At 43.5% G+C, this 13928-nt stretch carries 15 protein-coding genes; 9 read left to right on the top strand and 6 right to left on the bottom strand.

Annotation, left to right across the window (positions count from 1 at the left end; genetic code table 11):
- Positions 1–24: 24 nt before the first annotated feature.
- The 4 genes from N7U62_RS13910 (at position 25) to N7U62_RS13895 (ending at position 2845) form a co-directional block, all read left to right on the top strand.
- On the top strand, positions 25–504 hold the full coding sequence (locus N7U62_RS13910) for a regulatory protein RecX (protein ID WP_318840686.1): 480 nt from the start codon (positions 25–27) through the stop codon (positions 502–504).
- A 111-nt stretch (positions 505–615) separates the two neighbouring features.
- Positions 616–1125, top strand: a complete 510-nt coding sequence (locus N7U62_RS13905; RefSeq protein ID WP_264138591.1) for a DinB family protein — start codon at positions 616–618, stop codon at positions 1123–1125.
- 2 nt (positions 1126–1127) lie between these two features.
- Entirely contained in the window at positions 1128–2243 is a 1116-nt protein-coding gene (locus tag N7U62_RS13900) for an ATP-grasp domain-containing protein (RefSeq protein WP_264138590.1), read from the top strand.
- The gene (locus tag N7U62_RS13895) at positions 2240–2845 is read left to right on the top strand and encodes a LysE family translocator (protein WP_264138589.1); all 606 of its coding nucleotides are present in this window, start codon (positions 2240–2242) and stop codon (positions 2843–2845) included. The genes N7U62_RS13900 and N7U62_RS13895 overlap by 4 nt, the downstream gene beginning before the upstream one ends.
- Here the strand turns inward: N7U62_RS13895 and ppk2 are convergent.
- Positions 2817–3569 carry a polyphosphate kinase 2 gene (ppk2, locus tag N7U62_RS13890; protein WP_264138588.1) on the bottom strand — a complete coding sequence of 251 codons (753 nt, stop codon included), beginning with the start codon at positions 3567–3569 and terminating at the stop codon, positions 2817–2819. The genes N7U62_RS13895 and ppk2 overlap by 29 nt on opposite strands.
- 143 nt (positions 3570–3712) lie before the next feature.
- Here ppk2 and N7U62_RS13885 point away from each other — a divergent pair, with 143 nt between their 5' ends.
- From N7U62_RS13885 to N7U62_RS13865, 5 genes are all read left to right on the top strand, one after another.
- The gene (locus tag N7U62_RS13885) at positions 3713–5047 is read left to right on the top strand and encodes a saccharopine dehydrogenase family protein (RefSeq protein ID WP_264138587.1); all 1335 of its coding nucleotides are present in this window, start codon (positions 3713–3715) and stop codon (positions 5045–5047) included.
- A 135-nt stretch (positions 5048–5182) separates the two neighbouring features.
- Positions 5183–6301 carry an ATP-binding protein gene (locus N7U62_RS13880; RefSeq protein ID WP_444875406.1) on the top strand — a complete coding sequence of 373 codons (1119 nt, stop codon included), beginning with the start codon at positions 5183–5185 and terminating at the stop codon, positions 6299–6301.
- A gap of 74 nt (positions 6302–6375) precedes the next feature.
- The gene (locus N7U62_RS13875) at positions 6376–8352 is read left to right on the top strand and encodes a TonB-dependent receptor (protein ID WP_264138585.1); all 1977 of its coding nucleotides are present in this window, start codon (positions 6376–6378) and stop codon (positions 8350–8352) included.
- A gap of 82 nt (positions 8353–8434) precedes the next feature.
- Positions 8435–9748: a DEAD/DEAH box helicase gene (locus tag N7U62_RS13870; protein WP_264138584.1), complete on the top strand. Its 1314-nt coding sequence runs from the start codon at positions 8435–8437 to the stop codon at positions 9746–9748.
- A gap of 97 nt (positions 9749–9845) precedes the next feature.
- Complete coding sequence (locus tag N7U62_RS13865) at positions 9846–10802, top strand: peptidoglycan DD-metalloendopeptidase family protein (protein WP_264138583.1); 957 nt, start codon at positions 9846–9848, stop codon at positions 10800–10802.
- A gap of 14 nt (positions 10803–10816) precedes the next feature.
- On the opposite strand, the gene N7U62_RS13860 is transcribed toward N7U62_RS13865, so the two are convergent.
- The 5 genes from N7U62_RS13860 to N7U62_RS13840 all read right to left on the bottom strand — a co-directional run bounded on the left by N7U62_RS13860 (position 10817) and on the right by N7U62_RS13840 (position 13901).
- On the bottom strand, positions 10817–11263 hold the full coding sequence (locus N7U62_RS13860; protein WP_264138582.1) for a VOC family protein: 447 nt from the start codon (positions 11261–11263) through the stop codon (positions 10817–10819).
- A 69-nt stretch (positions 11264–11332) separates the two neighbouring features.
- The gene (locus N7U62_RS13855; RefSeq protein WP_264138581.1) at positions 11333–12154 is read right to left on the bottom strand and encodes an AraC family transcriptional regulator; all 822 of its coding nucleotides are present in this window, start codon (positions 12152–12154) and stop codon (positions 11333–11335) included.
- Between the two features lie 199 nt (positions 12155–12353).
- On the bottom strand, positions 12354–12902 hold the full coding sequence (locus tag N7U62_RS13850) for an REP-associated tyrosine transposase (RefSeq protein WP_264138580.1): 549 nt from the start codon (positions 12900–12902) through the stop codon (positions 12354–12356).
- A 109-nt stretch (positions 12903–13011) separates the two neighbouring features.
- Positions 13012–13422: a hypothetical protein gene (locus N7U62_RS13845; RefSeq protein ID WP_264138579.1), complete on the bottom strand. Its 411-nt coding sequence runs from the start codon at positions 13420–13422 to the stop codon at positions 13012–13014.
- 68 nt (positions 13423–13490) lie between these two features.
- Positions 13491–13901, bottom strand: a complete 411-nt coding sequence (locus N7U62_RS13840; protein ID WP_264138578.1) for a hypothetical protein — start codon at positions 13899–13901, stop codon at positions 13491–13493.
- Positions 13902–13928 lie beyond the last annotated feature (27 nt).

The following is a 13928-nucleotide window of genomic DNA, read 5'->3' as shown; positions in this document are numbered from 1 at the left end:
TACGCTCGAAGAAATACCTGAATTTTGATCGAAAAAAAGAAATTAAACCTATCTAAGAAAGAAGCCAAACTAAGGGCCGCGAACTACTGTGCCTATCAGGAGCGGTCGCAGAAAGAAGTCCGCAATAAACTATATGAATATGGTTTGTATTCGGATGAGGTGGAGGATGTTCTCACGGATCTGATCATGGAAAATTTCATCAATGAGGAGCGTTTTGCTCTGAGTTATGCAGGGGGGAAATTCCGTATCAAACGATGGGGAAGAAATAAAATCAAGCAAGGTTTGAAGCAACATGATGTGTCGGAATACTGTATCAAAAAAGGGCTGAAAGAGATAGATGCGGATGACTACATAGCGACTCTTTGTGACCTGATCGAAAGAAAAGCCGAATCCCTGTCTGAGAGCAATGTTTTCAAAAAACAGGAAAAAGTTTCCAGACACTTGATCTACAAGGGGTACGAGCCAGATTTGGTTTGGACGCATGTCAAAGACCTGGTAAAGTAGCAGTTTATTGAAATGAACTTTTTAGATTTAAATCTGTTTAGGCAAGAGTGAACCCAATGGGAAGAGTCTCAATTAACCCAAGCCCTGATGATATCAGGCAAAGAATGAAACATGAGGATTAAACCTGCTATTCAAAATACTTTCGACCAGCTACTACAAGTGATTGAGCCTCTGACAAACGAGGAATACAGTCGATCATCCGCCATTCTGAACAAATCCACAATCGGTCAGCACGTGCGACACACTCTGGAGTTTTTCAAATGTTTATTGGAGGGTTACCCTACGGGCCTGGTCAATTACGACCTGAGAAAGCGTGATCTGTTTCTAGAGAGCAATACACTGGAAGCGATCAACGAAATAAAAAAGTTGCTAGCTGAGATGGACGGGGTATCAAAAAATTGTGATTTGACTCTGGAACAGAACTACGATGAGGAAGAAAGCCTCAAGGTCAAAAGTAATCTGGAGAGAGAATTGGTTTATAATCTTGAGCACGCGGTTCATCATATGGCGATCATTCGCATCGCCATCCAGGAGATCAAACCTGGCATGAAAGTACCTGATGGATTTGGGGTGGCAAGTTCAACTCTGCGCTATCGAAGTTCTTATTCGCAAAAAGCCTGAGCATGGAGGCAGCTTTAGAGCAAGATCGCTCCACTTTTACTAAGGAGGAAAAGAAAGATCATTCACTATACGGTAGATTGAGTAGCTCAGTGGTATGGGCAAAGATTTTTCGATGGGAGTTCTGGCCTTTTTCTCTTTTCTATTTCCCGGTCCTGTTTTATTGGCTGTGGATTACGTTAAGGGCACGATCACTTTTCTTTTTTACTGCTTCCAATCCCGGAATTGAGTTCGGCGGCATGCTGGGTGAATCCAAGAAGAAAATCTTTGATCTGATCCCTGATGAATACATTCCTGCTACTTTTTTGTTTGACTCCCAGGTGAACAAGGAGGAGGTTCTGAAACAAATGAAAGCTGCAGGGCTGCATTTCCCTATTGTGCTGAAGCCTGACATAGGCGAGAGGGGATGGATGGTCGAGTTGGTGAAGGGTGAGGAGCAACTCCAGCAATATTTGGAAGAGGTGCAGGTGGATTTTTTGTTGCAGGAGTATGTACCTTATGAAATCGAGCTTGGGGTGTTTTATTATCGCTATCCGGATCGCCCTCGTGGGACTGTCAGCTCCATAGTCCAGAAAGCCATGCTCTCTGTGGTGGGTAATGGACAGTCTACAGTTGAGGAGCTGATGGACGGAGATGCTCGTTCCAAAATGCATATTGATAGACTCAAACGAAAGAATCCTGATCTCTTGAAAAGAATTCCCAATGCGGGAGAGACCGTTGAGTTGGTGTCGATTGGGAATCACTGTCTCGGTACGACCTTTCTCAATGCCAATCATTTAATCAACGAAAAGCTGATTCAAACTTTTGATCAAGTGAGCCAGCAAATAGAAGGGTTTTATTTTGGTCGCTATGATTTGAGATGTCGATCAATTGAGGATCTGAATGTTGGGAGAAACTTCAAAATTCTTGAGCTAAATGGTGCTGGGGCTGAACCCGCTCATATCTATCATCCTGGTTATTCATTGATCCAGGCCTACAAAGACATCATCCATCACCTGAAGGTCCTATCTGATATTTCTATTGCCAATCACAAGAGGGGCGTTTCCTACATGGGGTTATCAGAAGGGTGGAAAGAGATCAGAAAGATTAAACAATACAACAAGCTAAAAGACCCCAAATGACATCATTGATATCTTTATTCGCAATCGCCTTTGTTTTTAGTTATGCGGGTTCTATCCCACCGGGCTCGATCAATTTGTCCGTAGTTCAGTTGGCGATGCGAGATCGCAAGGCAGGGGCTTTGAGTCTGGGGCTAGCTGCTGCTATGATTGAGTTTGTATATGCAGGTATTGCCGTTCGTTTTCAAATCTATCTGACCGAAAACATTGAGATAGCTACCTGGTTTCGGTGGATATCAGGTACGGTATTGATCGTATTAGGATTGGTCAACTGGTTCCAAAAACCGAAAGAGAAAAAGGAGGAACCCAGTGGGGAAAAACGTGCAGGATTTGTAAAAGGCCTAATGCTGGCTATAATGAATCCATTGGCCATTCCCTATTGGCTCACCGTATCGGCCTATTTGCAGACGATGAACTGGGTCAACCTTACGGATGACAATTATTTGATCTTTGTAGCTGGAGTGTCCTCTGGTACTTTTTTACTGATGGTGACGGCCACTTATCTGGGGAGCCGTTTTTCCTCTATTCAAAACAATCGTTTCTTATTGTTCAAAGTACCGGCGATCATATTTGTGGTCATGGGTATTTGGACTTTTGTACAGTAGTGATTTCTGCATTAGATTGATGTACATCTATGGATTTGCCTTCATATTCGAACATTTCCAGAACTGTACTAATCATATTGAGGCGAGCCACTTTTTTATTGTTGGCATCTACTCTGAGCCAGGGCGCATGATCACTGCTGGTCTTTTCCAGCATCAGATTGATGTATTTTGAAAATTCGTCCCACATGCCCTGCGCTTTCATATCTACAGGACTTAGCTTCCAGGTTTTCAAGGGGTCGCTCTGTCTGTCGTCAAATCTCGTTTCTTGCTCGTCTTTGGCTATGTCCAGCCAAAATTTGATCAGGTGTACGCCATCATCAGTGAGCATTTTTTCGACTGCATTGACTTGCTTCATGAACAATCGATATTGATTTTCTGAGCAAAAGCCCATGACAGGCTCGACCACTGCTCTATTGTACCAGCTACGGTCAAAGAACATGATTTCACCAGCAGCTGGGAGATGCTTGATGTAGCGCTGAAAATACCATTGCGTTTTTTCTTTTTTATTGGGTTTGCCCAGTGCGATCACTCGAAACTCACGAGGGTTCATGTGCTCAATGAAACGCTTGATGGTTCCTCCTTTACCAGCAGCATCTCTACCCTCGAACAAAATGACAACTCTAAGACCATGTTTGACGATGTGCTTTTGGAGTTTTAGGAGTTCTATCTGGTAGCGCTCCAGGAGTTTGCTGTACTGCTTTTTGCTCAGATCGCTCAGTTCCATGGTCAGATTCTTTATTTAAACAATGAATTTAGAAAATTTGACAAAGTAAATATAGTCTTGTTACAAAATATAGCAGCTGAACTAGGGTGTCGAAGGCTTTTTTATAAATTGCCAGACATTAAACAACACCCAAAGCACAACCTATGACAGAAAAAGGAATCATCGTACTAGGTGCGGGAAGGTCCTCTTCCGTACTCATTGATTTTTTGTTGGATCATGCCGAACCCTCTGGATGGAGGGTCACAGTCGGCGATCTGGATATCAAAATGGCCGAAGAGCGTATACATGGACACGCCAGAGGTCAGGCAATCTCCTTTGATATACACAGAGAGGAGGATAAGGCACAGATCAAAAACTTTGATCTAGTCATCAGCATGGTGCCTGCAGCCTTTCATATCCATGTAGCGAAGATATGTGCCCAGGAAGGTGTGAATATGCTCACTGCCTCTTACCTCAATGATGACATCAAAGCACTGGAGGATCAATTTAAGCAAAATGGGGTCGGTTTGATCATGGAACTGGGACTGGATCCGGGGATCGATCATATGTCAGCCATGAAGGTGCTTGATAAAATCAAGGCTTCTGGCGCTAAATTGAAAACATTTGAGACGTTTACTGGCGGGCTCCTGGCACCAAGCAAAGATGACAATCCATGGAAATATAAATTCACCTGGAATCCCCGCAATGTGGTGCTGGCAGGTCAGGGCTATGTCAAATTTCTGCAGGAGGGTCGCTACAAGTATATTCCTTACCAAAAATTGTTTCGTAGGACAGAGGTCATACATATACCAGAGCATGGATATTTCGAAGGCTATGCCAACAGAGACTCCCTGAAGTACCTGGATGCCTACAAACTAAGAGGGATAGAAACACTCTATCGTGGTACGCTCAGACGTACAGGCTATTGTAAAGCTTGGGACGTATTTGTCCAGTTAGGCGCAACAGACGATACTTATCAGATGCAAAATGTAGCTGAGCTAACTCACCGTCAGTTCATCAATTCTTTTCTGTCCTTTAACCCCAACGATTCGGTGGAGCTAAAACTGGCTCACTATCTGGGATTGGAAATCGATGGAGAAGAAATGCATAAACTCAAATGGCTCGGGTTATTCGAAGAAGAACTGGTGGGACTGAAGGAAGGTACACCCGCTCAGGTGTTGGAACATATTCTCAAGAAGAAGTGGACCATCCGACCAGACGAGAAAGATATGATCGTGATGTGGCACAAGTTCGAGTACTACGAAGGAAAAGAACTGAAGCGACTCCAATCCTACATGGCTGTAGAGGGAGAGGATTCGGTAAAAACAGGCATGTCCAAGACCGTTGGACTACCATTGGCTGTGACTGCAAAATTGATTCTGGAAGGGAAGTTGCAGCCAAAAGGTGTTTTTATCCCGACGGAAAAGTTTATTTACGAACCCGTCCTGGAGGCATTAGAGCCTTATGGGGTTAATTTTACGGAGTGTGGGATGGAGTAAAAGGGAATCTATTCTCATGAATTTATCTTTCTAATGACAAAATTCACGTAAAATCCGTCAATATAATGACAATATTTACATAAATTTATTCAATAATGAATTTGTGTAAATATGGTTTTGATCCAGAGATTTTTATTGAAACGGCTAAATGAGAGCCTTAAGCCAGGAAAGGTGTTGATTCTCTATGGTGCCAGAAGAGTGGGGAAAACGGCATTGGTTAAAACTTTGATCAAGGAATATTCTGAAGAGAATTACTTGTTGTTGAATGGTGAAGATAGTGATGCAGCAAGGCTTTTAGAAAATCAATCAATCGCGAATTATAAGAGGTTGGTATCCAATAAATCTCTATTGATAATCGACGAAGCTCAGCAAATCCCTGAAATAGGAAGGAAACTAAAACTGATGGTAGATGAAATACCGAACCTGAGAGTTCTTGCTACTGGTTCCTCGGTATTTGATCTCAGTAATAAGTTAGGGGAGCCATTAGTAGGGCGCAAATATACTATGCACTTATTTCCCTTGGCACAAATGGAGTTGCAAGGCAGTGAAGATTTGCTGCAAACGCAAGCCAATTTAGAAGAGCGATTGATATTTGGTAGCTACCCCGAACTGTGGCATTTGTCCTCTGCAAAAGAGAAGGAGAGATACTTACAGGAATTGGTAGACAGTTATTTGCTAAAAGATATATTGGCCTATGAGGGGATTAGAAAATCAAATAAAATCTATGATTTGCTTAGGTTATTGGCTTTTCAATTGGGGAAGGAAGTGAGCACACATGAGCTGGCAAACAATCTCAGTGGTATTTCTAGAAATACTGTAGAGCAGTACCTTGAATTGTTGACCAAAGTGTTCGTTATCTATCCTGTTGGTGCATATAGTAATAATCTGAGGAAAGAGATAAGCAAAAGTAAAAGGTGGTACTTTAGTGATAATGGTATTCGTAATGCCCTAATTCGTAATTTTAATCCCTTCGCACTTAGGAATGATGTAGGAGAGCTGTGGGAAAATTATTTGGCAAGCGAACGGATCAAATACCTGTCATATACAGAATCTGACTGTAGCAAATTTTTCTGGAGGACCTATGACCAGCAAGAGTTGGATTGGGTGGAGGAAAAGCAGGGGCAGCTGTTTGCTTACGAATTTAAATGGAATCAAAAGAAAAAGGCAAAGCTTCCAAAAGCTTGGGAGAAAGCTTATCCCGAATCTCAGTTTTCTGTCATTGATCCATCGAATTATCTGGATTGGATTACCTGAATATGGCCATTGAAATGAATTTCTTGAAAAATCTCTTATTCTTATTTCTATTAATTAACTGGACCGGTCACTCGATGGCTCAGTCAATCGACAGCACCGATCAGATCCTGGAGGTAGTCACTATCTCATCCGATTTGTTTGAGCATCAGCAGATCGAGTTTGGCGGATCGGTATCGGCGCTGAGTCATCAGCAGCTAGAGCGCGCAGATGCTTTGAATCTTCAACCGGTGTTGAATTCGGTACCGGGTGTGTTTATGCAGTCTGGTACACTAAGCACCAATCGCATTACTATCCGGGGTATTGGTTCGCGATCGCCTTTTGGGACAGACAAGATCAAGGCCTATCTAGATGATATTCCCCTGTCTTCCGGAGAGGGAGAAACCACACTGGAAGACATTGATTTTGCAACGCTGCGAAATGTGGAAGTTTATCGTGGTCCTGTTTCCACGGTATTTGGTGCGGGTCTGGGAGGAGCGATTCACCTGCAAAGTAGAGAGTTAGAGCCGGGAACTTCTGCTTCGCTAGATGCCATGGTCGGTTCTTTTGGTTTGCGGAAATATAACGTCCGAGCACAAGTGGCAGACGAAAAGAAAAGCCTGGGACTCTTCTATCAGGATGTGCATAGCGATGGCTACCGTGACAACAACAACTATGACCGACAGTCCATCACGGCATTGGCCAGAGCGGAAGTCTTTGCAAACTCCAAGCTAAGCCTCTACGCGAATTATACAAGCCTGACGGCTCAGATTCCCAGCTCTCTGAATCAGGATGACTATAACAATAATCCAGAAGGTGCGGCCTTCGTCTGGGGAGATGTCGAGGGGCAGGAGGACAGTGAGCGAATGCGACTGGGGCTTTCTCTTCGTACGCAGTACAATCCACGTACCCAGTCGACGGTGACTTTGTTTTTCAATGCCCACCAGGCCAGCGAAATACGCCCCTCCTTTTTAGGAGATCTGGAGAGTGATCAAGCCAATGGCGGGATCCGTGCCCACATCAAAAGAAGTTTTCTGTCTCAGAATCAATTACAAGTCGTGATGGGAGTGGAAGGTTTTTTGGAGTCCTATCGTTATCAGGAGTTCAGCACTGACACGGGGGACAAGGAACTGGACTATGATCAAAACCGAAGTTATGGCAATGTGTTCTTGGCAGCAGAGTATTACCCTACAGACGACTGGATTGTCTCTATTGGAGGGAATATGAATGGGTCGGCCTATCAGTTAAGTGATGAATTGCCAGCAACAGGGGATGACCAAAGTGGAGACTACAATTTCACACCCGTTTTCTCTCCCAAACTCAGCCTGACGAGGAAGTTGACATCAGATATAGCCGCTTACGCTTTGGTGTCTCAGGGTTTTTCCCTTCCGTCCTTCGAGCAAAGTCTACATCCAGATGGAGCGATCAATTATGACTTGAAACCCGAGAGTGGCTGGAATTATGAGTTGGGCATCAAGGGCCGAACACTAGGGCAGAAACTATATTTCGAGCTAGTGGGCTATCGAATGAAAACACAGGACCTGATCGTGGACCGAACGATCGATGCGGTGACTTATGGCGTCAATGCCGGATCGGCCATTCATGATGGGATCGAAGTGCTATTGGATCATCGAACCCTTGAGAGCAGTCTGTTGACGATCAATCAAAGGCTATCTTATAGTTGGATGTCCTATCACTTCGATGAGTTTGTAGATGGTGCTGATGATTACTCTGGCAACCGCATGACAGGAGTGCCACAGTATAATCTGGATTATTCCATTGATTTCAAACTGAAGATGGGGTTGTACCTGATTGGCAATTTGCAGGCAGTGGGGTCTCAATCCATTCTTGATGATAGCAGTTTATACACGGATGCGTACCAGCTGATTCATGCTAAGCTGGGCTATGAGAAAAAGTGGAACAATCTGAAACTGAACCTATATGCAGGTGTGAATAACCTGACCGATACTAAGTATGCCTCTATGCTGCAGATCAATGCCGGATCAGGCCGCTACTACTACCCCGGCCTGCCCATCAACTACTTTGGAGGTGTGAAGCTGGGGTATGGGTTTTAATTTCTCATAAGGTAAAGGACGAATGAAAATGTAACCTTCAACTATTGGCGTGATCTGATACTTATTAAGATACCTTTGCGCCATGTCCGCAACTATCAAAGACCAAAAGGCGATTCTGAATAAGCTGGGAATCGAAACACTCAATCCCATGCAACAGGCTGCCCATCTAGCCATCACAGAACATCCAGAAGTCATCCTACTATCGCCCACAGGCACTGGCAAAACCCTGGCTTTTTTGCTTCCAATCATAGCTGCTTTGGATCCTGCAGTGGAGGGAATCCAGGTTTTGATCCTGGTGCCCTCTCGTGAACTTGCCATCCAAATCGAGCAGGTCATCAGAGAGATGGGAAGTGGCTATAAAGCCAATGCGATCTATGGGGGACGATCTGGATTCAAGGACAGAGTGGATCTGAAGCATGCTCCAGCTATTTTGGTGGGGACACCGGGTCGTATCGCTGATCACATCCGTAGGGAAACGATCAGTACCGAAAGCATTCAAACGCTGGTGCTCGATGAGTTTGACAAATCGTTGGAGGTAGGATTCGAATCAGAAATGACCGAGATCGTAGCTTCCCTGAGTCACCTGGACAAGAAAATACTCACCTCTGCTACTCAAAAGGCAGAGGTTCCTGAGTTTGTAGGTCTTCGCAATCCCCAACAACTCAACTACCTCGATCAGGCCAAAAGCCAACTCGAAATACGCAGGGTTGTTTCTCCTGATGCAGAGAAGTTAGAAATGTTGGTTCACCTCATAGGACATCTGGGCGAGCAAAATGGCATCATATTCTGTAGCCTAAAAGACACCATTCAAGAGGTCTCCGATTATCTGGAAGAAAGACATATAGGGCATGCTTGTTTCTATGGTGGACTGGAGCAGATGGATAGAGAGCGATCCCTGATCAAATTTCGCAATGGGACACAGCGTATTCTGATCGCTACGGACCTGGCTGCACGGGGGATAGACGTACCCGAGCTGGATTTTATCATCCACTACGAACTGCCTTTCAAAAAGGAGGAGTTTACCCATCGCAACGGACGAACCGCAAGGATGAATAGTAACGGAACGGCCTACATTCTCCATGGCAAGAAGGAGAAACTGCCGGATTTCGCAATGGGTGCTGAAGCCATTGACATTCGCAAGGATCAAATTCCAGTAGAAAGCCCCTGGGAGACCTTGCATATTTCTGGAGGGAGGAAGGATAAAATTTCTAAAGGAGACATAGCAGGACTATTCTTTAAGCAAGGAGCTCTGGAGAAACATGAGTTAGGAATCATCGAGCTCAAGCAAGATTGTGCCTATGTAGCGGTAGCCAGCCAGAAGGTGAGGCCTTTGGTCAAGAGCCTCAACAATGTCCGACTGAAATCAAAGAAAGTGAGGATCACACTGCTGTACTAGTGTTTTTGCTTTTTGCTGCTATTGCATTTTTTCATTTTTTATAGGATTATTGGAGGTCGGTAATTGACCGGACTTGAAAACCAAATAAACTTAAACGATGAAATACTTTTTCCTGTCCCTACTCTTGGGGATGAGCAATACTATGATTGCTCAAAATGAATCCAGTAACTATTCTAAGGCTGCCTTACAATTTCAGCAATTCTATAATGCAACTGAGTATGATTCTATTTTCGAACTGTATGATGATGGAATGCGTGGCGAATTGTCAAGGGATAAAAGCCAGGCTTTCTTAAGTAGTCTATATGCACAGGTGGGTGCTATCCAAACTATGGAATTCAGTCGATTCGAGGAGCAAGTAGTAGCTGTCTACAAAACGACCTTCGAAAGAGCTACCCTGGCTATCAATATGGTGGTGAGTCCATCGGGTCAGATCACGGGTCTCAGGGTACTGCCTTTTGTCGAGGCTGCTACAATGGAGAGAAATATGAGCAAGATGATTTTGCCCTTCAAGGAAGAATGGACAGTCGTTTGGGGTGGCGATACCAAAGAACAAAACTACCATGTGCAATCTCTCGCTCAAAAAGGAGCATTTGATATTGTAATCACGGACGAAATGGGAAAGTCGTATAAAGAGGGAACTGGAAAGAATGAAGACTATTATGCTTTTGGAAAGGAACTCTATGCGCCCTGTGCTGCAGAGGTGGTCATGGTGGTCGATGGCATCTATGACAATGAACCTGGCAAGATGAATCCCGCTTTTGTGACGGGAAATACGGTGGTACTGCGAACAGAAAATGAAGAATACCTGTACTTTGCTCATTTCAAGCAAAACTCTATCGTGGTGGAGCAAGGGCAGCAGGTACAGGCTGGAGATCTTCTCGGACTTTGTGGCAATTCGGGAAATTCCTCAGAAGCTCACATTCACTTTCATATACAAGATGGGCTAGACATGAATGCCTCACAAGGAGTCAAATGCTACTTCGATCAACTGCTGGTCAATGGCGAAAGTCGAAAAGACTATTCGCCAGTGCAGGGAGATAAAATTAAACCCTAGGACTGTCTTCAGTCCTAGTTGAGAGAATGCAGTCCCAATCGATTTCCTTCCGAATCCAGAAACAGTGCGAAGTATCCATTTTCTTCGTCAATCAGGGTTTTAGGCATTACAATCTGGCCTCCACTTTTTTCGATTTTGTCCAGGATCAGTTGCAGATCGTTACCGCCATTGAGGTAGACCAGTACACCTTGGGAGGAGGGTTCATATCCTTCTCCTTGCGTGATGACAACTGAGACTGCTTGCCCTTCGCTGGGGAAAAGCCCCATCTGCATGCCTTGCATATCGATCACATCGATAGAGGTGGATAAAATGGATTGGTAAAATCCCACCGCTCGGGAGATATCCGTGGCAGGGATTTCAACAATGGAGATAAAGCTTTTTATGTTATCTGTGGTTTGTGACTGGGCATTGTATGAAGTGGTGCTGGTAATGAGGATCAGGACGATGATAATTTTCTTCATGATGGTTTTGACTGATTAGATACATAGTTACGGCTATATAGCCGACAGAAATTGTAAAAACGCGACAGCTTAGTCCTGAGCGTATATGAGGGATGAAAGCATCATTTGATCATCATCGAGATATTGCTTTGGGTTCACTCCGGTAAACTCCTTGAAGTCCTTGATGAAATGAGCCTGATCGTAGTAGTCGTTTTCATAGGCTATTTGGGTTAGCTTTTCACCCTGTTGGTTGAGTATCGATTTGAGGGCGGCCTGTAGGCGTATGATTTTACCCAGTTGTTTAGGGCTGATTCCGACTTGTTGAGCAAACTTTCTTTCCAGATTTCTTCTTTTGCCTGGGTCGTCTTTTATTATAGAATGAATGGAGGCACTGCCTTTGGTTTGGGAAAGCGCCTCTATCGTGGAGCTGACTATGAGGTCTATGGTAGACGGGGCGGTCAACCTATTCAGTAAGAAAGCTTCAATGAATTCGATCCTTTCCTCGGTGGTAGAAGCTTCAACGATCTGCAGTTCGAGTTGGGCGGCTGTCTGGTCGCCAAATAGATCAGACAGCGGGGTCTCCTTATCCGCCAATTCCCGGATGGGTTGATTGATGAAATTGGCAAAACCATAGGGATAAAAACGAACCGCAAAAGTATTGACATAACCAGTGGGTTGCACAAAATAGGGCTGGGTGATCTGCCCAAAAACCATCGCACGGGGCTGGATGATGAATTCGGTCTCGAAAGTGTACCTTCTCACATCATCGCCGAGGATAAAACACATCTCTATGCATCCATCAGGAATTACTCGCTGCTTAGGTGCTTCCAGATCATCGGGCACCTCCAGTATCCAGTGGCATTTGACCACCGAATCCAAATCTGGGTGCGGCTTGTAGGTTTCGTATTTCATACGTTTAGGTGAGCCTATTCTTCTAATATAGCCCGTAATGGGAGTGAATGCAATAATAGTAGGTGAGGTATTTATTGAGCTTTATATGTTTTAGTAGTATCTGGACCTAAAACCTCCCAATCGACATTCAGGTCTTAGCATCCGCCCAATCTGGTCTTAGCATCCGCTAAGACCTACATTAATGAGAGCGTCCGCTCGATTAGAGATAGATTAACTCTAATTCACCCGCTTCAGCTGCATACTGTCTGGCGCTACTCCATATCCAATCCTCTGCTTTGAATACAAACCCTGCTTCAACAGGTTTGTTGTGCAAATAGTCTAAGCGCTGATCGATCATATGATTGGTTGATAATTGGATAGGATGATTGTGCTGTTGCCAGAATTGAAAATTATTGTTTCTTTCATTATGCTTTCCAGCTCTTTCGAACATCCATACTAACCACTCCTTTCGACTTTCTATCGTTGATGCATTTTGCAATAGTTCTTTTATCTGCCTTGAAGTGAAACTTTTAAAATCTCTAATGACATCTGATAATTCTCCCTCTGATACACTAAGCATCAAATGTATGTGACTTGTCATGATGCAATAGGCATGTACTTGCAAATGCTTATTGGCTTGGCAATATTTCAAACTTGAAATAATTACCTCTTTATATATGTCTCTTATGAATATATCTTTCCAGTTAACAACAGTGAAGGTGACACTATGAATTGCTAGTTGATCTCTAATTGCATACTTTCTGGCCATGCATCAATTTACAATCTTTATTTCATATAGTTTAATCGGGCGGACGCCCTAGATGATGTAGGGTCTTAGCGGATGCTAAGACCAGTGGAGGTAATTGTAGGTGAGGTATTTATTGAGCTTTATATGTTTTAGTAGTATCTGGACCTAAAACCTCCCAATCGACATTCAGGTCTTTTTCTATGATAAAGCTATAATGATGACCATGCCAGTCGTTGGTCTTGAATTGGTGGAATGTAGTCAGGAGTGAGTCTAGATAAAAAACCTCAAATCGGTTTTTGCCATAGGTTTTGAAGTACACTTTCAGATCACGGCCTTTAGCGTAGACAGGGATTTGCTGATTTTCATAACCAGAGGACCAGAGAATCTTAAAATCATCTTTGGGATAAGTGCTATGATTGATTAGCTCGATGCTATTGGGGTTGGCTAGTTCCCTTTGATAGTGCCTGTAGCTGTAGTAACTAATCAAAGAAGCGATACCAGTTGCAATAATGACAAGCGAAATGATGATGAGTTTTTTCATGGCTAAACTTCAAGGAAATTTTATCCATCAATTTAATCTTAACGGATACTAGCACTAGTTAGTCTTTTTTACAACAAACCTAAATTGCGTGCTATGTTTTCGGTTAAGGGACGAATATCTTCAACAGCCAAGTCACATAGGTGAATCAGATCTCTCAGTTCCCAAACTTTTATTTCTTTGCGATTGCTATGATGGTTGAATGCAGTTAGAGGTTCGATGACCCAATAATTCTGACCGTTCTTTCTCAAGATCCATTCCAAATTTCCTTTAAATTTTCTCACTGCTGCCTGAAGCAAGTCATAGTCTTCATCATTTCCATCGACAAAATAAAACTTAAGCCGGGGAGGTCGAGTGTAAATATTAATGCTTTGAAACAAACATAACTCTGGGCAATGCATTTCTTTATACTTACTTAAGGTCCCACCAAGTAAAGAATTAAGATTGTGGGTTATGGTTTTGAGGTGAGGAGTGTTTTCCATCTATCTTCGGCTTACTTTATTTCAATC

Origin of the sequence: Reichenbachiella ulvae, from assembly GCF_025833875.1 — a bacterium.
Taxonomy (GTDB): Bacteria; Bacteroidota; Bacteroidia; order Cytophagales; family Cyclobacteriaceae; genus Reichenbachiella; species Reichenbachiella ulvae.
The sequence above is the reverse complement of the archived record's forward strand: the minus strand, read 5'-3'. Positions and strand labels throughout refer to the sequence as shown.

What these genes read in the sequence shown, in the direction of transcription:
- N7U62_RS13905 (WP_264138591.1), top strand. Translation starts at nt 616, where the DNA reads ATGAGGATTAAACCTGCTATTCAAAATACTTTCGACCAGCTACTACAA.
- N7U62_RS13900 (WP_264138590.1), top strand. Translation starts at nt 1,128, where the DNA reads ATGGAGGCAGCTTTAGAGCAAGATCGCTCCACTTTTACTAAGGAGGAA.
- N7U62_RS13895 (WP_264138589.1), top strand. Translation starts at nt 2,240, where the DNA reads ATGACATCATTGATATCTTTATTCGCAATCGCCTTTGTTTTTAGTTAT.
- ppk2 (WP_264138588.1), bottom strand. Translation starts at nt 3,569, where the DNA reads ATGGAACTGAGCGATCTGAGCAAAAAGCAGTACAGCAAACTCCTGGAG.
- N7U62_RS13885 (WP_264138587.1), top strand. Translation starts at nt 3,713, where the DNA reads ATGACAGAAAAAGGAATCATCGTACTAGGTGCGGGAAGGTCCTCTTCC.
- N7U62_RS13875 (WP_264138585.1), top strand. Translation starts at nt 6,376, where the DNA reads ATGGCTCAGTCAATCGACAGCACCGATCAGATCCTGGAGGTAGTCACT.
- N7U62_RS13870 (WP_264138584.1), top strand. Translation starts at nt 8,435, where the DNA reads ATGTCCGCAACTATCAAAGACCAAAAGGCGATTCTGAATAAGCTGGGA.
- N7U62_RS13865 (WP_264138583.1), top strand. Translation starts at nt 9,846, where the DNA reads ATGAAATACTTTTTCCTGTCCCTACTCTTGGGGATGAGCAATACTATG.
- N7U62_RS13860 (WP_264138582.1), bottom strand. Translation starts at nt 11,263, where the DNA reads ATGAAGAAAATTATCATCGTCCTGATCCTCATTACCAGCACCACTTCA.
- N7U62_RS13855 (WP_264138581.1), bottom strand. Translation starts at nt 12,154, where the DNA reads ATGAAATACGAAACCTACAAGCCGCACCCAGATTTGGATTCGGTGGTC.
- N7U62_RS13850 (WP_264138580.1), bottom strand. Translation starts at nt 12,902, where the DNA reads ATGGCCAGAAAGTATGCAATTAGAGATCAACTAGCAATTCATAGTGTC.
- N7U62_RS13845 (WP_264138579.1), bottom strand. Translation starts at nt 13,422, where the DNA reads ATGAAAAAACTCATCATCATTTCGCTTGTCATTATTGCAACTGGTATC.
- N7U62_RS13840 (WP_264138578.1), bottom strand. Translation starts at nt 13,901, where the DNA reads ATGGAAAACACTCCTCACCTCAAAACCATAACCCACAATCTTAATTCT.